Below are 24,114 nucleotides of genomic sequence, written 5' to 3'. Positions count from 1 at the left end.
TCCGGGCCGGTTCTTTTCCGGCCCGCCGTGCGATGCTGGAAGACGGAAACTTTTGATGAACGCCGAACCGACTTCCAACGCATCTTCTGTGCCGGTCGCACTGCCGCGCTTGCTGGCTTCTGCCGCCTTTGCGCTCTATGCAGCGGGTTTCGCCGCAGGATTTTTGCAGGCGCATCTGCAGCTTGCGGCCGGATTGCGTGTGGCCGCTCTGGCCCTTGCGCTGCCCTATGCTTGGCGTCGCCGTTCGTTGTTGCTGTGGACCTTTCTGGCGATGTTTGTCGGCGCTGAGCTGGGCCTGGATCTGCCCGCCGTTGCCACCCAGACCCGCTTTCTGGCCGATATTTTTCTGCGCCTCGTGCGCATGATCGTGGCTCCGCTCATCTTTGGTGGCATCGTCACTGGTATTGCTGGCCATGGAGAGTTGCGCGGAGTAGGGCGCGTGGCCGTCAAGGCAATCCTCTTCTTTGAAGTGGTGACGACCATCGGCCTCATCCTTGGCGCGGTAGCCATCAATCTGACGCAGGCCGGTGCTGGCGTTGTGCTGCCGGTGGCAATGCAATCCGTGCCCACGGCCGCTCACCCCGAAACCTGGCAGCAGATTCTGGTCAACATCTTTCCAGAAAACATCGCTCAGGCCGTAGCGCAGAATCAGATCCTGCAGGTGGCTGTCTTCGCGCTGTTGTTTGGCGCGGCGCTGGCGCAACTCAAGGAAGAAAAGCGTGCGCCGTTGGTCAGTGTGCTGCAATCGCTCACTGAAACCATCTTCCGCATGACACGCTTCATCATGCTGGCCGCGCCGTTGGCCGCAGGCGCAGCCATGGCCTGCACGGTGGGCGGAATGGGCGTAGCAACGCTGCTTCCATTACTGAAACTGGCTGCCACCTGCTACGTCACGCTGATCATCTTTGTGCTGGCAGTCTTTGTTCCGTGCCTTCTGCTGGCGCGTGTGCCGCTGGGCAAGTTTGCATTGTTGGTGGCCGAGCCAGCCGCTCTGGGTTTTGCCACCACTTCGTCGGAAGCCGCTCTGCCACTGGCGATGGAGCGCATGGAACTGCTGGGCGTGCCGCGCTGGATCGTCAGCTTCGTTATTCCCACTGGCTACAGCTTTAACCTCACCGGCTCTACGCTGTACCTTTCCATGGCCGCGCTCTTTGCCGCGCAGGCTGGCGGATTGCACCTGACCGTGGTGCAGCAGATCGTGCTGCTAGCCACGCTCGCGCTTTCCAGCAAGGGCATTGCCGGTGTGCCGCGCGCTACTCTTGTTGTGCTGCTGGGTGTGGCTGGGTCGTTTCAGATTCCTGCTGCTGCCGTGCTTATGTTGCTTGGTGTTGATACGTTGATGGACATGGGACGCACGGGTCTGAACGTGTTGGGCAACTGTATGGCTGCCGCCGTGGTGGCACGCTGGGAAGGCGAGCCGCTGACCCCGCCCGTGACGACAGAATCTTTCTAAACCAGCTTTATACTGCGAGAAGAAAAAACAATGTCTCTGCTCGATTCCATTCCGTTCCCCGTTGCCTCGGCCGATTTTGCCGCGCTTGAATGGGAGTCGCTGCTGGCGCTGGTGGCGGGCTTCTCCGCTTCGCCCGTGGGCCGCGCTGCCATTCTTGACCTCAAGCCCTCCACCGATGAACAGTGGATCGAGCGTCAGCACAAGCTCACTGCGGAAGTGCGTCTGCTGGTTTTGGAGCAGGTCTCTATTCCTCTCGGCGGCCTCTTTGATCCCACACTGCTGGCGGCCAAGGCCCGCATTCCCGAGGCCGCGCTCGAGGCCAAGGAACTGCAGTCCATTGCGCGGCTGGCGAACGACGTTGCCGCTTGGCAGGCGATTCTGCGTGAGCCTCCGGCGCGGCTGGCGGGCAAGCTGATCGGCTTGGCCATTCTCTCCGGTGAGTTGGTGATGAACCTCAAGCCGTTGGCTGAATCCATCGAGCGCAAGATCATGCCCGACGGTTCGCTCACCGACGATGCCTCGCCCGAGTTGAATCGCATACGTCGCGATCAGGAGCGTCAGCAGCGGCTCATTGAAAGCTCACTGCGTGCGGCTCTGCATAAGCTTTCCAGCGATGGCGCAACCCAGGAAGACCTGATCACCATTCGCGGCGACCGCTTTGTGATTCCGGTACGCGCCGAGCTTAAACGCCGCGTCTCTGGCGTGGTGCACGGGGCCAGCTCTTCCGGGCAGACGGTCTACGTGGAGCCGCTCGAAACCATTGAGCAGAACAACGAACTGGTGCGACTGCTAGAAGAAGAACAGGCGGAGATTCATCGCATCTTTGTTGCGCTTACCCGCGAGGTGGGCGGCTATGCGCGGGAGCTGGTTGCTGGAGCGCGTGTGCTTGCGCAGGTGGACAGCCTGCTGGCCCGCGCCCGCTTTGCGCAAAATTACGATTGCATCGCGCCGGTTTTCAGTAAAGAAAAACTCAGCCTGGAAGGCGCGCGCCATCCATTGCTGGAAAAGCGTCTGCGTGCCGGCGGAGCCACGCCCAACACGGCTGTCATTCCGCTTACGCTGGAGCTCATCCGCAGTGAATGCCAGCTCATCATCAGCGGACCCAACACTGGCGGCAAGACCGTCACGCTGAAAACCACCGCACTGCTGGCCATGATGGCGCAGGCTGGTCTTCCGGTGCCGGCCAGCGCGGCCAGCTTCCCGGTCTTCGATGCCTTCCTTGCCGACATTGGCGATGCGCAATCGATCGAGCAGGCACTCTCCACATTTTCTGCACACATCGTCAATCTCGATCGTGTTTCGCGGCTGGCTGGCGAGCGTTCGCTGGTGCTGCTGGATGAACTTGGCTCGGCCACTGATCCTGAAGAGGGCTCGGCGCTGGCCGTGGCTGTGGCGCAGCATTTTCTCGATGCAAAGTCCTGGACGCTGATCTCCACGCACCACACCTCGCTTAAGGTTTACGGCGCAAATACGGAAGGCGTACGCAATGCCGCGGCAGGCGTGGACGAGCGCACGCTGGCGCCCAACTACCAACTGCGTCTGGGTGTGCCCGGTGCTTCGGCAGGCATTCTTACTGCCGAGCGTTTGGGCCTGAACGCCGCTATTATCGCGGGTGCGCGGCTGCGGCTCGGTTCGCAGCAGGCCGACATTGCGCGCTTCCTCGACAAGATTCACAGCGAACTGACTGAACTGGACGCGGAGCGCAAAAAAGCCCGCGAAGAACAGTATGCGCTCAATCAGGAACGCGCCAAGCTGCAGCGCGAAGGCGATGTGCAGATGCGCAATCGCGTGCGCGAACTGGAGAGCAAGCTCACCGCGCTGATGAAGGAATTCGAATTCCAGATGAAGGAGAATGTGCGCGTGGTCGAGGATCGCGTGGCACAGCAGAAGATCTCCAAGGAAGCCGAACGCCGCATCCATCGCCTGCGGCATGAGTTTGAGGAGAGCTTCAATCAGGTGGTTGTCGCGCACAAGAGCCGTGCTGATCAGAGCGATCCGAATGCACAGCCGCACGTCTTGCGCCATGTTGCTCCGGGCGACATGGTGCTCATCAAGAGCATGAAAAAGATTGCCGTGGTGCAGCGCGAAGTGGAGAAGGATCTTTTTGAAGTCGCGCTCGGTCCCATCAAGATGCGCGTCAAACTTGCCGATCTGGCCTCGCCGAAATCTCCTGAAGCCGAGAAGGCCCAAAGGGAAACGCCGCTAATGGCCGTGCGCAAACAGAAGGGTGTGCACGTCACCGTTTCCAGCGAGAGCACCGACGACATGCGCATGGAGATCAACCTGATCGGCCGCACCGTCGACGAAGCTACAGACGAACTGGAGCGCTACCTGGACCGCGCCTTCATGGCTGGCCTGCCGCGCGTGCGCATCATTCATGGCCACGGTGCCGGAATTCTGCGTCGCGGCGTGCGCGAGTTTCTGCGCTCGCATCCTCATGTTGCCAACATTGAAGAAGCTCCGCAGAACGAAGGCGGCCAGGGCGCTACGCTGGTGGAACTGAAGCAGTAAGTTTTTGCAATTTTGTCTTCTTAATAGATAAGAAGTATTGCTAAGATTGGGTGGGAGACTGCCATGACTACGCTGACTGTTTCAATGCCCGACTCGTTGAAGGATTTTATTGAAAGTGAAGTCGCAACAAAGGGTTACGGCAATGTGAGCGAGTACATCCGGACGCTGGTTCGGGGCGAACAGGAACGGCAGACCCGGATGCGTCTGGAGGCGTTATTGCTGGAGGGACTCAATTCCGGCGAGCAGATGGCTGTTACGCCGGAATTTTGGAGTGAATTGCGCAGCGATGCGGCTACAATCCTTGCCAGAAAAAAGAAGTCTGGAAAGGGACACTCCCAACGTGAAAGTACAGGTGCTGTCGGCCGCGCGAAACGATACTCTGCGGCAGATTGATTACTATCAGGACGAAGCAGAGAGTGCGCAGGTCTCGGAGAGATTTTTGATCGCGCTTGAGGCCGCCTTCGAGCAACTGCGCAAGATGCCGCACATGGGTGCGCCGAGGCAATTCAATCATCCTGAGCTTACAAGGGCTTCGTGTATGGCCCGTGCCGGAGTTTTCCGATATTCGAATCTATTACATTCCGTGTAAGGATGAGGTTCGTGTTGTGAGAGTTCTGCATGGAAAACGTGATTTAGGAATGATATTTATACAAGAATAGATTCGCTGCTTCCAGTGTCCGGAAGCAGCGAATGCTCTATCCGCACCGCAGGTGCCTTACGCCATTGCTTCTTTCGTCATCGGTTCAAAGTGCAACTGATTGGATTCGCGGTCCACGTCGATTCTTACGTGCGCGCCGTTGAGCACTTCGCCCGAAAGAATCTTGATGGCCAGCGGGTTCTGCACCATGCGTTGCAGGGCACGTTTCAGCGGTCTTGCACCGTAGGCTGCATCCGAGCCAGTGGTCAGAATCAGCTGCCGCGCAGGCTCCGTGAGTTCAAGCGAGATGGCGCGGTCTTCCAGCAGTACGCTGATCTCGGCAAGTCGTAGATCGAGAATTCTGCCCATCTGCGCGTTGCCGAGCGGATGGAAGATCACCGTATCGTCGACGCGGTTTAGAAACTCCGGCCGGAAGTGCTCACGCAGCACGCGCATCACGCCTTCGCGCGCTACGTCCATGTCTTTCTCGCTCTTGAGCGCATCGCCTGTCAGCAGTGCCGCGCCCAGATTCGACGTCATGATCAGCACCGTGTTCTTGAAGTCCACAGTGCGTCCCTTGGCATCGGTCAGGCGGCCATCGTCCATTACCTGCAGCAGAATATTGAAGACGTCGGGATGCGCCTTCTCGATCTCGTCGAAGAGAATCACGGCGTACGGTCTTCTGCGAATCGCCTCGGTGAGCTGGCCGCCTTCGTCGTAGCCCACGTAGCCGGGAGGCGCGCCAATCAGCCGCGCCACGGCATGCTTCTCCATGTACTCGCTCATGTCGATGCGCACCATGGACTGTTCGTCGTCGAAGAGGAACTCGGCCAGTGCCCGCGCCGTCTCGGTTTTGCCTACGCCCGTTGGTCCAAGAAAAATAAAAGAACCAATGGGACGCTTGGGATCGCTCAGGCCGGCACGTGAACGGCGAATGGCGTTGGCCACTACAGTAAGCGCATCGTCCTGACCCACAACCCGGTCGCGCAGTCGCTCTTCCATATGGACGAGCTTCTGTACCTCGCCCTCCAGCATGCGCACGATAGGAATGCCGGTCCACTTGCTGACGATTTTGGCAATGTCCTCCTCGTCCACTTCTTCCTTCAACATGCGCAGAGTGTCGGCGTTGCCGTCCTGCGCGGCATTCAACTGCTTGAGTTCGGCTTCGAGCTTGGGCAGGTCGCCGTACTGGATCTGCGCGGCCCGCTCCAACTGGCCCTTGCGCGTGTTTTCCTCGGCTTCAAAGCGCAGGGCTTCAATCTTCTTTTTGACCTCGCTGAGTTTGGCAATGGCGTCGCGTTCTTTCGTCCAGCGGGCACGCAGCGCGGTGATTTTTTCCTTGGTCTGAGTGAGGCTGCGTTCCACTTCTGACATGCGCTCGATGCTGTTGGCATCGGTTTCACGCCGCAGCGCAGCGCGTTCGATTTCGAGCGAGGTAGCTTCGCGCTCCAGCTGATCAATCTCGGTGGGCACGCTGCCGATTTGAATGGCCAGTGCCGCCGCAGCCTCATCCACCAGGTCGATGGCCTTGTCGGGCAAAAAGCGGTCACTGATGTAGCGATGCGAGAGCGTGGCCGCAGCCACAATCGCCGCATCCTTGATGCGCACGTTGTGATGCGCCTCGTAGCGGTCTTTCAATCCGCGCAGAATCGCAATCGTGTCTTCGACGTTGGGCTCACCGACGTACACAATCTGGAAGCGGCGTTCGAGGGCTGCGTCCTTCTCAATATATTTGCGATATTCGTTGAGCGTGGTGGCTCCAATGGCGCGGAGCTGGCCACGCGCGAGCGCCGGCTTCAGCATGTTGCTGGCGTCGATTGAGCCTTCGGCCGCGCCTGCGCCCACCAGCGTATGCAACTCGTCGATGAAGAGGATGATCTCGCCATCGGACTCTTCAATCTCCTTGAGCACAGCCTTCAAACGGTCTTCGAATTCGCCGCGGAACTTGGCTCCGGCCAGCATCGAACCAAGGTCGAGCGAGATGACGCGCTTGTCGCGCAGGCTTTCTGGAATGTCGCCCGAAATGATGCGGCGGGCAAGCCCCTCGACGATGGCGGTTTTGCCTACGCCGGGTTCGCCAATCAGCACCGGATTGTTTTTGGTGCGGCGGCTGAGCACCTGAATGACGCGGCGAATCTCTTCATCGCGGCCAATCACCGGATCGAGCTTGCCCATGCGCGCCAACTCGGTCAGATCCTTGGCATATTTTTCCAACGCCTGAAATTTGGCCTCGGGATTCTGGTCCGTCACCCGCTGCGTGCCGCGTACAGCCGTGAGCGCCTTCAGAATGGCGTCATGCGTCGCGCCCAGCGCGGTAAGCGCGTCGCGGGCCGCATCGCCCTTCTGGTGGGCAATCCCCAGCAGAAGATGCTCGGTGGAGATGTACTCGTCCTTGAAGTTGGTGGCTTCACGAAAGGCCTGATCGAGCGCCCGCGTCAGCGCCTGACTGGGGGCGGGCTGTGCGGTTGAGCCCGAGACGCGCGGCAGTTTCTCTTCGATCGTATGCAGATCGTGGGTGAGCCGTTCGATGGGCACGCCGATCTTTTCAAGCACAGCCGGAATCACGCCTTCGCGATCCTCGATGAGCGCCAGTAAAAGATGGACTGGCTGCAGTTCCGGATTGCCGTAGCCCGAGGCGCGCTCCTGCGCAGCCGCTACAGCCTGCTGCGATTTGACGGTCAGTTTTTCCCAACGAATGGCCATAAAAACAGCTCCTGGCTTCTAGCTCCAAGCTTTTAGCTCTTCTGTGCTGAGAGCACGCGGCGTGGCATTTTGAAGGGGATTAGAACTTGTTGTTTCTAATCCCGTATTGCAAGTGAAGGCGAAGAGTCAGCTTTTAGCACGAAAAAGCCGGAAGCTAGGTCGCAGCCGTTAGGCTGCGACCTTCACTTCAATCTGCCTGGGCTGGGCTTCAGCCTTCTTCTTCAGCTCCAGCTTCAGTACACCGGCATTGTAATTGGCTGCGACGTTTTCCACATCCACCGTGGTTGGCAGAGTGAAGGCGCGATAAAAGCTGCCATAGCGACGCTCGATGCGGTGGAAGTTCTCTTCCTTTTCCTCGCCCTCAAGCTTGCGCTCGCCGGTGACGGTCAGTGTACGGTTTTCGACGCGTACATTCAGGTCCTTCTGGTCGATGCCCGGAATCTCCAGCTTGAGCACGACCTTCTGCGGATCTTCATAGATGTCGACGGCCGGCACAAAGCTGGCAGCGGTCAGCGGGTTTTCTTCCGCGTTCAGATCGCGGTAAAGCGAGTTGACCCGGTTCTGCAAAGCGACGACTTCCCGGAAAGGATCCCAACGATTGATAGCCATGATTCAGTACCTCCATGCGGATTCGATGATTGTGGCGGTGAAGATCTTAGTCTCACGCGCTCACCTGATCTGACTCGAAATATATCACTATAGATTCATAAAATATGAGCGTAAGCGTATAAGATTTTAAAAAAATAAAAATAAACATCTATTAAATCAATAGTGTGAGAAGTAGTATTTTTTTTGCACGGGGGCTTGACAGGCATTGGGACGGTTGCTTTCCACGAGTCTCCCACCTCTGAATTCTCATCAAACTCCAGCCTGTCCTCCTGAGCGACCGCCGGGAGTCGAAGGATCTGCGGTTGCTTTTTGCCTCTACCTCCACGAACTTTGCCTCCAAAACACACAATTGCCGCGGAAGATTCATGAGGAACAACCGCAGATCTTTCGATCTCTATTTGGCCCAAAAACGGCCAAACTCTGCTCAAGAGGACAGCGCAATTAGGATGCGAACTGTAGAGACAGGACGCTAGCGTCTCGCGGAACCACCAACTCTGCAGATTCTTCCGGTGCAATTGCTGCCAGGAGCGGGTAAGCGGTGAATTTTTAGCGATTTTTCTCTCTGAAAACGGGCGGGAAGCCGGGTTGGCGTCACGTGGGCCATCATTGCTTTCTACAATGAAAGAACGTGACTTCCCCGTCCCTGTTCCTATGTGTGGAAGAGATTGAGGAGAACAAGAAGAATGAAAGTGGATCGTTGGGTAATTGAGACGATCGGGATGCTGGCTGGCGGCTGCACGACGATCTCCATGCTGCCGCAGATGCTGCATATTTGGCGCACCAAGAGTGCCCGTGACCTGTCGCTGACCATGTTTCTGATCTTTGGTTGCGGAATTGCGCTGTGGATCGTCTACGGCATTGCCGCCAACTCGCCCAGCGTGATTCTGGCCAATGGAATCACCATGATCTTTGTGGTGTCGATTCTGACGCTGGCCATTCGCTATAACCGGAGGGATCGGGCGGGAGCAACGCAGCAGGAGTAGAAGCCGGAATTGGGCAGGTGCATGCAATGGCAATAATTTTCTCCATATCTTCGCCATTTTTTGTTAGGATTCCATTGAAGCGCCCTGCTACAATCCCATCGAATTCTTTTCTTTGTTTTGGTTGATTTCTGGGGTGCTAGTCCCCCGACGGACCCAATAGGAGGTTTTTCATGGCCATCGCCGACGATCGCGCCAAAGCTGTAGAACTTGCCCTTGCCCAGATTGAAAAGCAGTTTGGCAAAGGCTCTATCGTACGCCTTGGCTCACGCGAGGCTCTGGTGCCCATTGCGGTCATCTCTACCGGCTCCATCAGCTTTGACGCTGCGCTGGGCGTGGGTGGCATTCCCCGCGGTCGCGTGACCGAAATCTACGGCCCTGAGTCGTCGGGCAAGACGACCATCACCCTGCAGGTGATTGCCGAGGCCCAGCGTAACGGCGGTCTGGCGGCATTTGTGGACGCCGAGCATGCGCTCGATCCGGCCTACGCCAAGAAGCTGGGTGTGGACGTGGACAACCTGCTGGTTTCGCAGCCCGACTCGGGTGAGCAGGCGCTGGAGATTATCGAAGCGCTGGTCCGCTCCGGCGCCATTGACGTGCTGGTGCTCGACTCGGTGGCGGCTCTGGTGCCCAAGGCCGAACTGGATGGCGAGATGGGCGACAGCCACGTGGGCCTGCAGGCCCGCCTGATGAGTCAGGCCCTGCGCAAGCTTACCGGCACGGTTTCGAAGAGCCGTACGGCGCTGGTCTTCATCAACCAGATCCGCGAAAAGATCGGTGTGATGTTCGGTAATCCCGAGACCACAACTGGTGGTCGCGCACTCAAGTTCTACTCGTCGGTGCGTATTGACATTCGCCGTATTGCGGCCATTAAAGAAGGCGATCAGGTGACGGGCAACCGCACCAAGGTCAAGATCGTCAAGAACAAGGTTGCGGCTCCCTTCCGCGAGGCCGAGTTCGACATTCTTTATGGCGAGGGGATCAGCAAGGAAGGCGACGTGCTGGATCAGGCCGTGGCCAACAACATCGTGGAGAAGTCCGGCGCTTGGTACAGCTATGCTGGCGAGCGCATCGGACAGGGGCGCGAGAATACCCGCGGCTTCCTCAAGGAGAACAAGGAGACCTTTGCCCGGATGAATACTGAAGTGCGGGCCAAGCTGGCCATTGGCACGCAGGCCAAGGCCGAGATCCCCGAGGCTCCAGAGGGCGGCGTAACCGAGGCCAAGGAAGTGGTCCGCGGCCGCAAGGGATAGTCACACAAGCCAAGTACAAACAAGGACCGCCCGGTTTGCCGCTCGTCTGAGCTGCGGATCGGGCGGTTTTTCCTTCCGCATTTTCGAATTGCCCGTCCCTTCGTTCCCGTTTTTACAAGTGAATCCCGATTCACTGCTGCCGTCTCTCGTCGCCTGTTTGTCTTTGCCGATAGGATGCAGAGTCAGAGCAGGTGCGACGTGCTTATCTTCCCGCGGAGGTTGGACCGATGGCGTTGATGGAATGGAATGACAGGCTGAGTGTAGGCATTATGGTGCTGGATGAAGACCACAAGAAGCTGGTGGCCATGATCAATGAGCTGTTCGATAACATCATGGCTGAAAATAGCAAGGAGAAGCTGGGAGCGGTTCTCAACAAGCTGATTCAATACACCGTCGAGCACTTCAAGCGGGAAGAAGCCTTCTTTGCCCGTACCAACTATCCGTTGGCCGCGGAGCACATCAAAGAGCATCAGAAGCTGACCGAGCAGGTGCTCAAGGTACAGTCGGATTTTGAAAAAAACATCGACGCAACCCTCTCGCTGCATGTGATGAACTTTCTGCGCCAGTGGCTGACCAAGCATATTCAGGGCGAAGATCACAAATACACAGCGCACCTGAACGCCAACGGCATTCACTAGAGCATCTCTCCTGAAGGTATAGAGCGAGTCGATGCAGCATCGTTGACGCGCCCCCCAGGGAGCGGCAACCTGGCAAGACTTTTGCCACTTCACAGCATCAGGAGACTAGAAGTCGTTGTTGCTGCTGTGCTTGCACGGGGGCGGTTTTGTTGCTGCCTGCATTTGGCTGTGCCTCCTGCAGAATTGCCGGAGATGCCGTAGAATCAGCACAGAGTTCACCGCATGACAGTTAAAGCCATCTTTCCCGGCAGCTTCGATCCTCCCACGAACGGCCACGTCGATCTGATCCATCGTGGTTCGCTTTTGTTCAGCGAACTGACGGTGGCGATCTTGAAAAACCCCTCCAAGAATCCGATGTTTTCGATTGAAGAGCGGGTGGAGATGCTGCGCGAAGTGACGGCTGGCATGGAAAACGTCCATGTGGACAGCTTCGATGGTCTGATGGTGGACTTTGCCCGCCAGCAGGGCGCAACCGCCGTGTTGCGTGGCATTCGTGCCATCAGCGATTACGAGTACGAGTTCCAGATGGCCCTGATGAATCGTCGTCTGGCGCCGGAGATTGAGACGGTCTTCCTGCAGCCAGCCGGCCGTTACTCGTTCCTCAGCTCGCGCATGCTCAAGGAAGTGGCCAGCCTGGGTGGCGACGTCACCGGCCTGGTTCCGCCCAATGTCTTCAAGCGTTTGCGCGCGCGGCTGAACGGCGGATCGGCAGTGCTTTAGGCAAATCGGGATTTTTCCCGCGGTTCTGCGGGTTTCCGGGGTTCCCGAGGTTGGCAAAATCTGTAAAGATAGGAGTGCTATGACAGAGTCAGCCTCCAGGAAGGTCTTTGCCGACCGTATTGGGCGGATCGAGGTTTCGGCCACCATGGCCGTGGCCGCCGAAGCCGCCAAGTTGCGCGCTCAGGGCGCCAACCTCGTGGACTTTGGAGCGGGCGAACCCCACTTCAACACGCCCCAGCACATCAAAGATGCCGCCATCGCCGCCATTGAAGCCAACTTCACCCGTTACACCGTGGTGCCCGGCATTCCCGACGTGCGCCGGGCCATTGTGGAGCGCCACGCCGCCGACTTCGGCTCCGACTATGCGCTCGATGAGGCCATCTTCTGTACCGGCGAAAAACACGCCCTCTTTAATGCCATTCAGGTACTTATTGAGCATGGCGATGATGTGATTCTGCCCGTGCCCTACTGGGTCAGCTTCAAGGACATCGTCAATTATGCTGGCGGCAACGTCATCTTCCTCGAAACCAAGGAAGAAGAGAACTTCCGCATTACGGCCGACGCCATTGAAAAGTCGCTTACGCCTCGCACCAAGGCCATCATTCTGAATTCGCCGTCGAATCCGGCTGGTTCGATCGTCTCGGCCGAGGATTTGGAGCGCATCGTTCGTCTGGCACACGAGCGCGGGATTTACCTGCTTTTGGACGAGTGCTACGTCTATCTGAACTATGGTGGCAAGCCGGTTTCTGCCGGTTCCTTCGGCTGGGCCAAAGAGCACATGATCGTGCTCGGCTCGCTCTCCAAGACCTATGCCATGACGGGCTGGCGCGGCGGCTATGCGCTGGCACCCAAGCCGATCGTCGCTGCATTGTCGAAGCTGCAGTCGCAGCAGACCTCCAACGCAACCTCATTTGTGCAGAAGGCGGCCATTGCCGCTCTGGCTGGTTCGCAGCAGTGCGTAGCTGAGTTCCGTGCCGAGTTCATGGAGCTGCGCGACCACATGCTGGCCGCGCTGGCCAAGATTCCCGGCGTCACCTGCACCAAGCCCGAGGGCGCGTTCTACGTCTATCCGAACATTTCGGCCTACATCGGCAAGGGTGGCACCAAGACGGCCACCGAACTGGCCACCCGCATGTTGCATGAGTCCCATGTGGTTACAGTGCCCGGCGAGGCCTTTGGCACCCGCGAGCACATCCGCCTCAGCTACCCGGTTACCAAGGCTAACATCGATGAAGGCACCCGCCGCATCGGGGAATTTTTGACTGCTCTGAAGTAAAGCTGAGGTCTGACCTTTTCATAGAAGGTATTCTGGAAGTATGCCAGCCCCGTTGCCTAAGGCGGCGGGGCTGAAATTTTTGAAAATTATAAAAAACTAGGTCTGTGCAAACACCGTACAGGTCGAGTAGGATGTCTGTTCAAATGTCGAAGCAGATCGATTTTCGTCCCGTGATTCTGGCTGGAGGCAGCGGTACCCGCTTCTGGCCCCGTTCCCGCCGCGCCCATGCCAAGCAGGTTCTTGCTCTGGACGGTGAGCGCTCCATGATTCAGCAAACCGTTGAGAGGTTGAACCAGTTGGGCGGCATCGAAAAGACCTGGGTCATCACCAACGAGTACCTGGCCGACGAGATTGCCAGCCAGATTCCCGGCATTCCCAGCTCGCAGCTGATTCAGGAACCGGTGGCGCGCAATACCGCACCGGCCTGCGCACTGGCGGCGTTCCTGATCGAGCGCGAAAATCCCGAAGCGGTGTTGGGCATCTTCCCCAGCGATCATGTGATCGGCGATGAACCGCGCTTTCTGAAGGCCCTGCAGAAGGGCATTGCTCTGGCTGCGGCGGGCGACAACATTGTGGTGCTGGGCATTGAGCCCACCCGCGCCGAAACTGGCTATGGCTACATTGAGACCGGCGACCTGACCAAGGACGGCGGCGCCCTGCATGTGCGCCGCTTTACTGAAAAGCCCAATCAGAATCGGGCTGAAGAGTTTCTGGCTGCGGGCAACTACTACTGGAACTCGGGTATGTTCCTCTGGTCGGCCCGTACGCTGGCCAATGCTGTGCGTGAGCATTTGCCGGAGACGGCTCCGCTGCTGGAGGGCATTGCTGCGGCCTACGGCACACCGCAGTTCGAAGAGGTCTTCCACTCTCTCTATCCGAAATGCGAAAACATCAGCGTGGATTATGCCGTTCTGGAGCCGCGTTCGGCCAAGGGCGAGCACTTGTCGCACCTTTACTGCATCTCGGCCGAGTTCAGCTGGAACGATCTGGGCAGCTGGGCTTCGCTCTACGAGTATCAGCTGCAGGCCCACATGCGCGGCGACGCCGAGGGCAATGTGGTCGACACCGAAGGCCACATGAGCATTGAGGCCAACAACAACTACGTTTACAGCCCGCAGAAGTTCGTGGCGTTGATCGGCGTGGATGATCTGGTGGTGGTGGAAACCGACGATGCGCTGCTGGTGGTGCACCGTGATCGCTCGCAGGACGTGGGTAAGATCGTCAAGGAACTGGGTCAGTTGGGCAAAAAGAAGCTGATCTAAGTACTTTGCAGAACCAACAGAAAACCGCCGTCCCGGACGGCGGTTTTTCTGTTGGACTTTATGCTGGAGGCTTGACCCCTTGTACCGGACGTTTGGATGTTTCGGTCAGCACCAGACAGCTTTCTTCCCGGGTTGAAAGGAATACATCTATCTGTGCGAAGGCACTGCGTAGAAGGTTGATTGCCTGAATTGTGCTGCAGTTGCCAATGCGCAGCCAAATGACTTTGGGTGGAAAGCCGCGCAAAGCACTACGCTCGGCAAAATCTGAGTCTTTTGAAACGATTGAATAATCATGGGCTGCGGCGTAACGCCAGACTTCCTCATCGGGAGCGCTGCTTAGGCCGCATTGGCTGATGTGACAGCTTCCTGAATAGAGATCCTCGATCGCCGCCGCAATACGGGGGAAAGGTTCTCATCCAGAAGAAGTTTCACGCCGACAGAATCTCGAATTTGCGCTCGCGGTCAGCGGCAAAGGCCAGGCACGCCCGAATGTCCTCTGCACGGAGCGAGGGAAAGTCGGTGAGGATCTCAACTTCCGTCATGCCTGAAGCCAGATAATCCAGCACGTCGTAGATCGTGATACGCAGGTCGCGAATGCAGGGCTTGCCACTGCGCTTGCCGGGCTCAATCGTGATTATGCTGGAGTAGTCCATGAGCATCATGCATAGGCCAAGGTTGCTTCAGCCGCAAGATGAAAGTGGTCTTGCAGTCCGCGCTGTACAATTCCGAGGTATAGCATTTTGCGAAGGGCTGTATACCGCAAGCACGATGCTAAGTGCCTTTTTCCTCATGAAAAATGCACATTGCACGCCCATTAAAAAGTCTATGTGTCTTCGCCAAATGCTCTAGATGCGGAACAACCTCCGCAGAGAAGGATGTTATGCCTGCCACTATTAATTGGCCCTCGAATGAATCCTCCACCACGCCACCCCGGCGCGGAATCTTTTTGATCTTTGCGCTGCTTGCCGTTCTGTTTTTGGGTGGGCGCTGGGCGCTTTCCTTCTGGGTGGACTGGCTGTGGTTTACGTCGCTTGGCCAGGGCGCGGTTTTTATCAAAACCTGGTCGCTGGAGTGGGGAGTTTTTGCCGGCTTTGCCGTGGCTACCTTTGCTCTGCTCTATGGCGTTTTCTCGCTGCTGATGCGCTCCTACGCCACGCGTCTGCCCGAGGCCCACACTATCTTTCTGAATGGCCGCGCGGTGCAGTTGCCGGCAGCCAAGGCCTTGCGGGTGCTGGCGCTCATCGGTTCCATGGTGGCCGCAGTCGTTTCTGGCGCAGCCATGGCGGCCGAGTGGCAGACGGTTGCCCTCTGGTGGAGCGCGCCTGCGGCCAGCGGTGCGGCCGATCCCATCTTTGGCCGTCCGCTGGGCTTCTATCTGTTCACGCTGCCGGCATGGCAGCTGATTCTGGGCTGGCTTTTTGCCATGGCGTTGCTGAGCACCGTGCTCAGCGGACTGTTCGTGCTGGTCAGCGGTGGTGCTCAGGCGCTGAACGGCGAAAAGACGCGGGCGGAAAAGCTCTCCTGGCGCGGTCTTGCGCTCAGCGGGGGCGTACTGCTTTCCGTGGTGGCGGTGCGCGTTTGGGTCAGCCGCTTTAGTCTGCTTTTTACGCATCACAGCAACTTTGAGGGCATGGGCTACACCGATGCGCATGTAACGGTGGGTGGCCTGTTCGTTGTGGCTCTGGCGCTGGCTGCGGGAGCGCTTATCGCCTTTGCATGCGCGGCCTTCAATCGCGGTCTGCGTTGGTTGCTGGCAGCTCTTGCGCCGGCGGTCGGCTGTTACGTGCTGGTGATGATTGCGGGCTGGTACGTGACGACGTTCGTGGTTGCTCCCAACCGCCTGCAGCGTGAGCTGCCCTACATTGCGCACAACATCGACTTCACCCGCAAGGCATGGGGCCTGGACCGCTTCGAGCAGCGCGAGTTTCCGGCTGAAACCACGGTGGCTGCCGCCGATGCGGCCGGTAATCAGCCCACGCTTGAAAACATCCGCCTGTGGGACTGGCATGCGCTGCAGGATACGCTGCGCCAGCTGCAGGAGATTCGCACTTACTACGACTTTCCCGACATTGACATCGACCGTTACACCATCAACGGAACCCAGCGCGAGGTCATGCTGGCGGCCCGCGAACTCAACGTGGATAAGCTGCCCGACAACGCCCACAACTGGATCAACGACAAGCTGATCTACACCCACGGCTACGGCGTCACTATGAACACGGTGAACGGTTTTACGCCCGAGGGTCTGCCCACGCTGCTGCTGTCGAATATGCCGGTGCAGTCCGCCGCGCCGGAGCTGAAGCTGACCCGGCCCGAAGTCTACTTTGGCGAGATGACCTCCTCTGACGTCTACGTGAAGACGCATCAGAAGGAATTCAATTATCCCGAGGGCGAGACCAACAATCTGAATAGCTACGATGGCAAGGGCGGCATTGAAGTGGGCGGATTTATGCGCCGTCTGCTGCTGGCCTTCGATCGCGGCGATCTGACCAAGCTGCCTTTCAGCGACGATGTGGATGCGCAAAGCCGTCTGCTGATGCGGCGCAATGTGCGCGAGCGTGTGGCGGCGCTGGCACCGTTCCTTACCTTCGAAAAAGATCCGTATATTGTGATCGACGGCGAGGGTCGTCTGCAGTGGATTCTGGATGGCTTTACGACCACCGACAGCTATCCCTATTCGGCGCACTACGAGATGAACGGCGAGCGCGTGAACAGCGTGCGCAACAGCGTGAAGGCCGTGATCGACGCCTATGACGGGACGGTGACCTTCTACGTCTTCGATAGCGAGGATCCGATTCTGGCCGCATGGCGCGGCATCTTCCCCTCGCTCTTCAAGGATGGTGCACAGATGCCTACCGCGCTGCGTGCCCATATCCGCTACCCCGAGCTGCTGCTCTCTCTGCAGGCCGAGGCTTACGGGCTCTATCACATGACCAATCCCGAGGTCTTCTTTAACGGAGAAGACAAGTGGACCGTGGCCACCGAGACCAGCTCTAGTCAGGATGGCGAGCAGGCTGCCGTGCCCATGGATCCCAACTACGTGATGATGAAGCTGCCCGGTGAGCAGACGCAGGAGTTTGTCGGCATTCTGCCCTTCACGCCGCTCAATCGCAACAACATGATTGGCTGGATCGCGGGCCGTTCGGATGGCTCGAATTACGGCAAGGCCGTGGTCTACAACTTCCCCAAGACGCGGCTGGTAGATGGACCGCAGCAGATCGAGGCACGCATCGATCAGAATGCGCAGCTCTCCGGCCAGCTCACGCTGTGGAACCAGCAGGGTTCGCATGTGCGTCGGGGCAGCCTGCTGGTGATTCCCTGCGGCAAGGCGCTGCTCTATGCCGAGCCCATCTATCTGCAGGCCCAGCGCAGCCCCATGCCGGAGCTGCGGCTGGTGGTGCTGGCTCTGCAGGACCGTCTGGCCTACGCGCCCACCTTTGCCGGGGCGCTGTCCTCACTCTTTGGCCAGGAGGCTTCGTCGCTCAGTCAGGATGAGGAGCAGCAGCAGTCTGCCACGACGCCCGCAACCGTTGCGGCAGCCACCGCCACCGCCAAGCCGGGCGAGCAGTTGAGCGCGCTCATCAGCACGGCCAACCACGACTTCAACGATTATCAGCATCTGACTGCCGAAGGAAAGCTCAGCGAGGCCGGCCAGAAGCTCGACGATCTGAAGCGTACGCTAGAACGGTTGAACTCGTTGCCCAAGCAGTAAGAACACCCAGAAACAGCATGGAGCCGGAAGAACTCCGGCTCCATGCTGTTTTCGGGCCTTCCCGCTACAATATCCTCATGAGCCACGAAGGCATCCGCCTGACCACCCCCGAGGAAAAGGCCCGCGAGGCCGAGCAGAACCAGCCCCTGCCACGCATTGCCACCACACCCGAAAAGGTGCGCGTGCTGCTGAGCGAAGGCAAGGGTCTGGAGATTGACTGGCAGGACGGCCACCGTTCGGCCTGGAGCTTTGCCTGGCTGCGCGAGGCCTGTCCCTGCGCCACCTGCAACGAGGAGCGCAAGGCGCAGGGTCGCAAGCCCGGCGATCCGCGCCCCAAACCCACCCAACTGCTGCCCATGTTCACGCCCCCGGCCAAGCCAGCCGTCGCCCGCCCGGTGGGCCGCTATGCCCTCGGCTTTGACTGGGAGGATGGCCACAAGGGCGGCATCTACTCCTGGGAGTACCTGCGTCGCGTCTGCCAGTGCCAGGAATGCAACTTCGCCCGTGAAGACGCTGGCGGTACGGCAAATTAGAAGGGCAATTGCATATGGATCTTTCTTTGACTGCGTCCCCTTGTTTGGATTTTCCGGAGGGAGCAGGGGCATTTATGCCCCTGAAATTGAAGGCAAAAGCATCCGCCTTCAGGCGCTGGCATTGCCTTGTATCGCTCTGAAAGGCCCGCGGCTAAAGCCGTTTTTTGTGCAATTGGATTCAGGGGCATAAATACCCCTGCTCCCTCCACCCCCTTCCCGATGGAAAATGGGAGCAGAGGAGCTTTCCCATGAAGATTGCATTTCTAGGTTTGGGCAAGATGGGTACGGCGATGGTGCGGCATCTGATTGCCGCCGGGCACGAGGTTACGGTGTGGAACCGCACCCGGGCGCGGGCGGAATCACTGGCTGGCTGTCGCATTGCCGCTACGCCTGCCGAGGCCGTCGCGGAGGCCGAGGCCGTACTGACCATGCTCTTCAACGATGCAGCCTACGAAGAGCTCTTTTTGGGCCCGGCAAATCTCATCGAGGCGCTTCGTCCCGGCCAGCTTCATCTGGCCATGGGCACCATCAGCGTGGCGCTCAGCCAGCGGCTGGCGGCTGAGCACGCCAGCCGCGGTGTGGACTACGTGGCTTCCCCTGTCTTTGGCCGGCCCAGCGTGGCCGCGGCGGGCAAGCTCTGGATCATTGCCGCCGGTTCTGCCGCTGCCATCGACCGCGCCCGACCCATTGTTGCGCCGTTCTCGCGGGGGCTTTCGGTGGTGGGCTCTGAACCGCAGCAGGCGCACGCCGTCAAGCTCGGTGGCAATTTCCTCATCTGCTCCATGCTGCATGGTTTGTCCGAGGCGTTTGTCTTCGCGGAAGGGCAGGGAATCGCGCCGTCTGCATTTTTTGAGGCCATCAACAGCGCACTCTTCCAGTCGCCGTTTTATGCGCTTTATGCGGGCGTAATGCTGAACCCGCCCGAGCAGCCCGGAGCAACCGTTGAGCTGGGCGCAAAGGACTTGCGTCTGCTGCGTGAGGCTGCCGCCGCCCACGGACAGAAGGTCAGTCTGGCCGAAACCATGGGCGACTTTTTCGACGACGCCATCCGGCACGGCATGGGCAATGAGGACTGGGCCGTGGGGCAGTACCGGCTGGCCCAGGAACGCGGCAAGGCGCAAAAGTAACCCTGCCGGGGCGAATCCGCTTTCCAAAAGGAAAATCTTGACTACGATAGAAGCATGAGTCTGAAGGGAAAGATTGTATTCATTACCGGAGCCAGCGGCGGAATCGGCGCGGCCACTGCACTTGCTTTTGCCCGTGAGGGTGCTCGCCTGTTGCTGGCGGCCCGGCGCGCTGACAAACTGGCCGAGGTTGCTTCGGCAGCACTCGCGGCAGGAGCCGAAGCCGTGCATTCAATGGCGCTGGACGTGCGCAGCCGCACGAGCGTGCAAAACGCCATCGACGGCCTGCCCGAGGAATGGTCGGCCATCGACGTTCTAGTGAACAATGCCGGCCTGAGCCGTGGCATGGATAAGCTCTACACCGGTCGCTTTGAAGACTGGGAAGAAATGATCGACACCAACGTGAAGGGGCTGCTCTACGTCACCCGCGCGGTGGTTCCCGGCATGGTGGTGCGCGGTCGTGGCCATGTGATCAATCTTGGTTCGACGGCGGGCGAAATAACCTACCCGGGCGCGGCCGTCTACTGCGGTTCGAAGGCGGCGGCCATTGCCATCAACGACGGCCTGCGGCAGGACGTGCTGGGTACGCCGCTGCGCGTCACTTGCGTCGATCCCGGTGCTGTGGAAACCGACTTCAGTTTGGTGCGCTTCCGTGGCGACGAAAAGCGGGCTGAGAAAGTCTATACGGGGCTGAATCCGTTGCAGGCCGGGGATGTGGCCGAGGCGATCCTCTGGGCGGCCAGTCAGCCAGCCCATGTGAATATTGCCCGCATCACCATGACCTGTGTGAATCAGGCCAACTCGCTGCTCTTCCATCGCGAGGGGTAGAGCACAATTTGCCGCAAAAAAAGAGCAGGGGCCTTGGGGCCCCTGTTTTTGTAGAGTAGTTTTTTTTGACAGGAAGATTGTGTTGCCGAACATAGCCGAGAGGCATGCGGCGCAATCTTCAAAAGGTTCAGGCAACAAACCGCACTCTGCGCACAATAAATGTGCGACAGGGCAGAAGGGTGCGTGTGTGCAGGCTAGCCGAGCTCGGCCAACTGTCCCTCGATCATCTTCAGCGCTGCTTCCAGAGCGGCACGACGGACCGGACTCGAGGTCTTCTGCGACAAAATGTTTTCACGCTGCAGGTTGAGCGCCTGACGCTCGCGTTCGCGTGAGGCACGCGAACGCTGTGCCTGTCGCTTGGCTTCGTCTGCGCTCGGCGAGCTGGTGCCCACAATGGTAACCGGCTCTTCCTTACCCTTTGCCATCTGTTCCTCCACGGATTTACTTTCCCAACCACGGGCCATATCTTCATTGTACGAGGCTGTTTTCAGGCATGTACCGCACGCCGGTGTGCGGAAAGTCGCATGAATACAGCAGAAACGGAGTTCCCCATCCATGCGTGCCTGGCAGATTCGTTCGTTTGGTATTGATTCGCTTGAGTTTGTTGAACGGTCCACCCCCACGCCGGGGCCCGGTGAAGTATTAGTGGGCGTGCATGCGATTGCTTTGAATTATCGTGATCTACTGGTGGTCAAGGGGCTTTACAACCCGCAGATGCGCTTGCCGTGCATTCCCTGTTCCGATGGCGCGGGCGAAGTGCTGGCCGTCGGCGAGGAGGTAAGCGCATGGAAGCCGGGCGACCGGGTGGCGGGAATCTTCATGCAGAACTGGCTGGACGGAGCGCTCACCCGTGCCCGCTCTCGTGGTGCGCTGGGCGGCGACGTGGATGGCATGCTGGCCGATCACATCGTTTTGCATGAAACCGGGCTGGTCCCCATTCCCGAGCATTTGAGCTTTCAGGAAGCGGCCACGCTGCCCTGCGCCGCTGTTACAGCCTGGAAGGCGCTGGCTGCGGCTGACCTCCGACCGGGCTCGACGGTGCTGATTCAGGGCACCGGCGGTGTTTCCATCTTTGCCCTGCAGTTTGCCCGCCTGCATGGGGCCAGGGTGCTGGGCGTTTCGTCAAGCGATGAAAAACTTGCCCGCGCCAGTGAGCTGGGGCTGGACGCTGGGCTTAATTACAGCCGTACGCCCGACTGGGATCAGTGGGTGATGGAGCAGACGGCTGGCGAAGGCGTGGATCTGGTGGTAGAGGTGGGCGGCGCGGGCACGCTGGTCCGTTCGCTGCGGGCGGTGCGAGTGGGCGGCACGGTGGCCCAGGTGGGAGTGCTGGCGCAGGCCGCCGATGCCTTCCCCATCTCATTGATGCTGCACAAGATGGTCCGTCTTCAGGGGATTTACGTGGGCAGCCGCCGCGATTTTATTGAGATGAATCGCGCCATCACGCTCGCTGAGCTGCGCCCGGTGGGTGCGGAGTTCTCCTGGAGCCAGACCCGTGCGGTTCTAGCTCGTATGGAGGCGGCCAGCCACTTTGGCAAGCTGGTGCTTACCGTCGAATAGTTTATGTAAGTATTTTATTTACAATAGTTTTCCTGTATCGGTGCACGAAACGTCGTTCCCACAGAATGGGAGGCCGGGAATTGCCTCAGGATTGCTGTTCCCAGCTCCCCATTTTTTGTTCTACTCTAAGATGAAATTAAGGATTGAATTTCATGGCCCCGGAAACAACTTTCCGTGGCAACTTCGTCTTATGCTGGTGTACGGCCACATCCCGGCCGTATTTTCTTGGGCATTGATTCCTGAAAGGTCCTGCTTGCTGTCCCCCACTGCCAGACCGAATTGCCGCCGTCGCACTTCTGTGCGCCTGCTGGCGGCTGTCTTGCCACTGCTTTTGGCGCTGGCGGGTTGTGGCGCGGTGCGGACGCCGGCCAGTGCGGTCAATGCGATTTTCTCAATCTCGCCTGGGGTGGCCAGCATCGACACCAGTTGTAACGGCTGCAATGCCACGGGCGCAAACGGCTCCATGGTCCTGCAGTTTGCCGCCAAGCTTGCCTCGGGCGGCGCGGCTCCGGTCAGCTGGACCGTGACCGGCGGCGACGCCACCAGCGGCGCGGGCAGCATCAGCTCCACTGGCCTGTACACACCGCCCAGCTACCTGACTGCCGATAGCGCCCAGGTGGTGGTGACGGCCACGCTCAAGAACTCCGGCCTGGAAGCCAGCTCCGTACTCACATTGACGCCGGGCTTTCTGCAACCGCTCACGCCGGAAAACGCAGCCCTCGGCGCCCATGGCACGCTTACGCTGACGGCTTATCTGGCTGAGGCGGGCGGCGCGCGTGAGGTCAGCTTTGCTCTGGCTTCCACTTCGTCGGGAAGCAGCGGTGGGCAGGGAACCCTGGGAGCAACCAACTGCCGTCATGCCAGCGATGCCTTTACTTGGTGCTCGGTCAGCTACACGGCTCCGGCCACGGTTGCGGTCAACAGCAGCACCTGGCTGGTGGCCCGCGTGGGCAGCGCTTCCACGGTTGCCGCGGCGCAGATCCTGCTCAATCCGGCGGGAGTTTCCAGCAATCCCGTGGCCCACGAAAAGGAGCAGAATTCGCAGATTCTGCTGGGTAGCTCGGGCGGAAACAACAAGGATTACGACGTGAGCGGCAACCAGATTGTGGATTGCTGCAGTGGCACGCTGGGCGCTCTGGTGCAGGATTCCGGTGGCCGCCAGTACATTCTGGGCAACAACCATGTGCTGGCCAAAAGCGACCACGCCACGCTGGGCGACGCTATTGTGCAGCCCGGGCTGATCGACAACAACTGCACCCCCTACGGCGAGGGCGGCAGTGCGACGCCGGTGGGCGTGCTCAGCGGCTGGCTGCCGCTCAACTCCCATGCCATCAATGCCGATGCGGCCATTGTTCAGGTGAATCCGGGGGCGGTAAGCTCCACGGGTGCAATTCTGGAGCTGGGCGCACAGCAGGCCAACGGCCAACTGGCCGCCGCGCCTCCCGGAATCAGTTCCACGGGTGGCAAGGGCGAGAATGCCAGCCTGCTGCTGCAGGTGGCCAAGAGCGGCCGCACCACGGGGCTGACCTGCGGCGCGGTTTCTGCCGTGGCCGTCGATGTGGAGGTCTCCTACTTCTCCGATTGCGCGGAGACCAAGCCCTACCTGACCAAGATCTTCACCAACCAGCTTGCCATCAGCGGCAGCCAGTTCAGCGACTCGGGCGACAGCGGCGCGCTGGTGGTGGACGCCGCCAACGCCGAGCCGGTGGGCCTGTTTTTTGCCGGTGGCGTAGACGCGAACGGACTCGGTCAGGCGGTGGCCAATCCCGCGCCCGAGGTGCTGAGCGAACTGAGCGCCCAACTCGGCAATGGTGGCTCTTTCAGCTTTGTGGGCGGGGCCGATCATGCGGTCAGCTGCCTGAATTACGGCGGCGCGGCAACCGATTCCAGCGTAGCCGGCGAGCTTTCCGCCACCACTCTGGCGCAGGTCATCGCCATCAAACAGCAGATTGCCCGTGGCCTGCTGCGGCATACGCCCGGCTTCTTCGCCATTGGCGTGGGCCAAAGCAGCGACAATCCCACCGAGGCCGCGCTGGTGATCTACGTGGACCGCCGCAATGTGCCGGAGCATCTACCTGCGACGATCAGCGGCCTGCACACCCGCTACATCTACATGGACCGCTTCCACGTCACCCGCTCCTACGCCACCACGGTGCACGCGCCACGGCACTGCATGGCGCATGCGCTGCCAATCCGCCCGTAGGGACCACCTGCGGTGGGGCCAACTGCTTCGCATGATTTAGGCGGGTTTCCTGCAACTGCGTTTCCGGGGCCTGTGAAGCCCCGTTGCATTTTGCTGGGTTTTTCATGGCCTG

General features: G+C 59.4%; 21 protein-coding genes. 16 read left to right on the top strand and 5 right to left on the bottom strand.

Going from position 1 to position 24,114, the window contains the following annotated elements:
* The first annotated feature begins 55 nt into the window (after positions 1–55).
* The 4 genes from ACOBR2_RS17235 (at position 56) to ACOBR2_RS17220 (ending at position 4,553) form a co-directional block, all read left to right on the top strand.
* The gene (locus ACOBR2_RS17235) at positions 56–1,453 is read left to right on the top strand and encodes a dicarboxylate/amino acid:cation symporter (protein WP_420237338.1); all 1,398 of its coding nucleotides are present in this window, start codon (positions 56–58) and stop codon (positions 1,451–1,453) included.
* 30 nt (positions 1,454–1,483) lie between these two features.
* On the top strand, positions 1,484–3,964 hold the full coding sequence (locus tag ACOBR2_RS17230) for an endonuclease MutS2 (protein ID WP_420237337.1): 2,481 nt from the start codon (positions 1,484–1,486) through the stop codon (positions 3,962–3,964).
* Positions 3,965–4,027: 63 nt separating this feature from the next.
* Entirely contained in the window at positions 4,028–4,357 is a 330-nt protein-coding gene (locus ACOBR2_RS17225; RefSeq protein WP_420237336.1) for a ribbon-helix-helix domain-containing protein, read from the top strand.
* Entirely contained in the window at positions 4,251–4,553 is a 303-nt protein-coding gene (locus ACOBR2_RS17220) for a type II toxin-antitoxin system RelE/ParE family toxin (protein WP_420237335.1), read from the top strand. Before ACOBR2_RS17225 ends, ACOBR2_RS17220 begins: the two co-directional genes overlap by 107 nt.
* 126 nt (positions 4,554–4,679) lie before the next feature.
* Here ACOBR2_RS17220 and clpB read toward each other — a convergent pair whose 3' ends face one another.
* Together clpB and ACOBR2_RS17210 are read right to left on the bottom strand one after the other, a co-directional pair.
* Positions 4,680–7,304 (bottom strand): ATP-dependent chaperone ClpB, encoded by a 2,625-nt coding sequence (gene clpB, locus ACOBR2_RS17215; RefSeq protein WP_420237334.1) that lies wholly within the window; start codon positions 7,302–7,304, stop codon positions 4,680–4,682.
* Between the two features lie 168 nt (positions 7,305–7,472).
* A complete protein-coding gene (locus tag ACOBR2_RS17210; protein WP_420237333.1) occupies positions 7,473–7,913 on the bottom strand; it encodes an Hsp20/alpha crystallin family protein in 441 nt (146 codons plus the stop codon).
* A 683-nt stretch (positions 7,914–8,596) separates the two neighbouring features.
* On the opposite strand from ACOBR2_RS17210, the gene ACOBR2_RS17205 reads away from it, so the two are divergent.
* The 6 genes from ACOBR2_RS17205 to ACOBR2_RS17180 all read left to right on the top strand — a co-directional run bounded on the left by ACOBR2_RS17205 (position 8,597) and on the right by ACOBR2_RS17180 (position 14,042).
* Positions 8,597–8,896, top strand: a complete 300-nt coding sequence (locus tag ACOBR2_RS17205; RefSeq protein ID WP_420237332.1) for a SemiSWEET transporter — start codon at positions 8,597–8,599, stop codon at positions 8,894–8,896.
* 176 nt (positions 8,897–9,072) lie between these two features.
* On the top strand, positions 9,073–10,146 hold the full coding sequence (recA, locus tag ACOBR2_RS17200) for a recombinase RecA (RefSeq protein ID WP_420240031.1): 1,074 nt from the start codon (positions 9,073–9,075) through the stop codon (positions 10,144–10,146).
* Positions 10,147–10,373: 227 nt separating this feature from the next.
* Positions 10,374–10,784: a bacteriohemerythrin gene (locus ACOBR2_RS17195; RefSeq protein ID WP_420237331.1), complete on the top strand. Its 411-nt coding sequence runs from the start codon at positions 10,374–10,376 to the stop codon at positions 10,782–10,784.
* Positions 10,785–11,006: 222 nt separating this feature from the next.
* Positions 11,007–11,504: a pantetheine-phosphate adenylyltransferase gene (coaD, locus tag ACOBR2_RS17190; RefSeq protein ID WP_420237330.1), complete on the top strand. Its 498-nt coding sequence runs from the start codon at positions 11,007–11,009 to the stop codon at positions 11,502–11,504.
* Positions 11,505–11,583: 79 nt separating this feature from the next.
* Positions 11,584–12,780: a pyridoxal phosphate-dependent aminotransferase gene (locus tag ACOBR2_RS17185; protein ID WP_420237329.1), complete on the top strand. Its 1,197-nt coding sequence runs from the start codon at positions 11,584–11,586 to the stop codon at positions 12,778–12,780.
* 143 nt (positions 12,781–12,923) lie between these two features.
* The gene (locus ACOBR2_RS17180; protein WP_420237328.1) at positions 12,924–14,042 is read left to right on the top strand and encodes a mannose-1-phosphate guanylyltransferase; all 1,119 of its coding nucleotides are present in this window, start codon (positions 12,924–12,926) and stop codon (positions 14,040–14,042) included.
* Between the two features lie 58 nt (positions 14,043–14,100).
* Here ACOBR2_RS17180 and ACOBR2_RS17175 read toward each other — a convergent pair whose 3' ends face one another.
* Positions 14,101–14,439: a DUF5615 family PIN-like protein gene (locus ACOBR2_RS17175; RefSeq protein ID WP_420240030.1), complete on the bottom strand. Its 339-nt coding sequence runs from the start codon at positions 14,437–14,439 to the stop codon at positions 14,101–14,103.
* A 31-nt stretch (positions 14,440–14,470) separates the two neighbouring features.
* Positions 14,471–14,695, bottom strand: coding sequence for a DUF433 domain-containing protein (locus ACOBR2_RS17170; protein WP_420240029.1), 225 nt, complete (start codon positions 14,693–14,695; stop codon positions 14,471–14,473).
* Between the two features lie 227 nt (positions 14,696–14,922).
* Here ACOBR2_RS17170 and ACOBR2_RS17165 point away from each other — a divergent pair, with 227 nt between their 5' ends.
* From ACOBR2_RS17165 to ACOBR2_RS17150, 4 genes are all read left to right on the top strand, one after another.
* Entirely contained in the window at positions 14,923–17,754 is a 2,832-nt protein-coding gene (locus ACOBR2_RS17165; protein ID WP_420237327.1) for a UPF0182 family protein, read from the top strand.
* A gap of 77 nt (positions 17,755–17,831) precedes the next feature.
* Complete coding sequence (locus ACOBR2_RS17160) at positions 17,832–18,287, top strand: gamma-butyrobetaine hydroxylase-like domain-containing protein (RefSeq protein ID WP_420237326.1); 456 nt, start codon at positions 17,832–17,834, stop codon at positions 18,285–18,287.
* 248 nt (positions 18,288–18,535) lie between these two features.
* Positions 18,536–19,414 carry an NAD(P)-dependent oxidoreductase gene (locus tag ACOBR2_RS17155; protein WP_420237325.1) on the top strand — a complete coding sequence of 293 codons (879 nt, stop codon included), beginning with the start codon at positions 18,536–18,538 and terminating at the stop codon, positions 19,412–19,414.
* A gap of 54 nt (positions 19,415–19,468) precedes the next feature.
* Entirely contained in the window at positions 19,469–20,239 is a 771-nt protein-coding gene (locus tag ACOBR2_RS17150) for an SDR family NAD(P)-dependent oxidoreductase (RefSeq protein ID WP_420237324.1), read from the top strand.
* Positions 20,240–20,433: 194 nt separating this feature from the next.
* Here the strand turns inward: ACOBR2_RS17150 and ACOBR2_RS17145 are convergent, their stop codons facing one another.
* Positions 20,434–20,664, bottom strand: coding sequence for a hypothetical protein (locus ACOBR2_RS17145; protein WP_420237323.1), 231 nt, complete (start codon positions 20,662–20,664; stop codon positions 20,434–20,436).
* Positions 20,665–20,794: 130 nt separating this feature from the next.
* Here ACOBR2_RS17145 and ACOBR2_RS17140 point away from each other — a divergent pair, with 130 nt between their 5' ends.
* The gene (locus tag ACOBR2_RS17140) at positions 20,795–21,799 is read left to right on the top strand and encodes a zinc-dependent alcohol dehydrogenase family protein (RefSeq protein WP_420237322.1); all 1,005 of its coding nucleotides are present in this window, start codon (positions 20,795–20,797) and stop codon (positions 21,797–21,799) included.
* 319 nt (positions 21,800–22,118) lie between these two features.
* Complete coding sequence (locus tag ACOBR2_RS17135) at positions 22,119–24,002, top strand: hypothetical protein (RefSeq protein WP_420237321.1); 1,884 nt, start codon at positions 22,119–22,121, stop codon at positions 24,000–24,002.
* Positions 24,003–24,114 lie beyond the last annotated feature (112 nt).

The organism is Telmatobacter bradus, from assembly GCF_048629425.1.
Lineage (GTDB): Bacteria > Acidobacteriota > Terriglobia > Terriglobales > Acidobacteriaceae > Telmatobacter > Telmatobacter bradus.
This window is presented reverse-complemented; position numbering and strand designations above follow the sequence as displayed.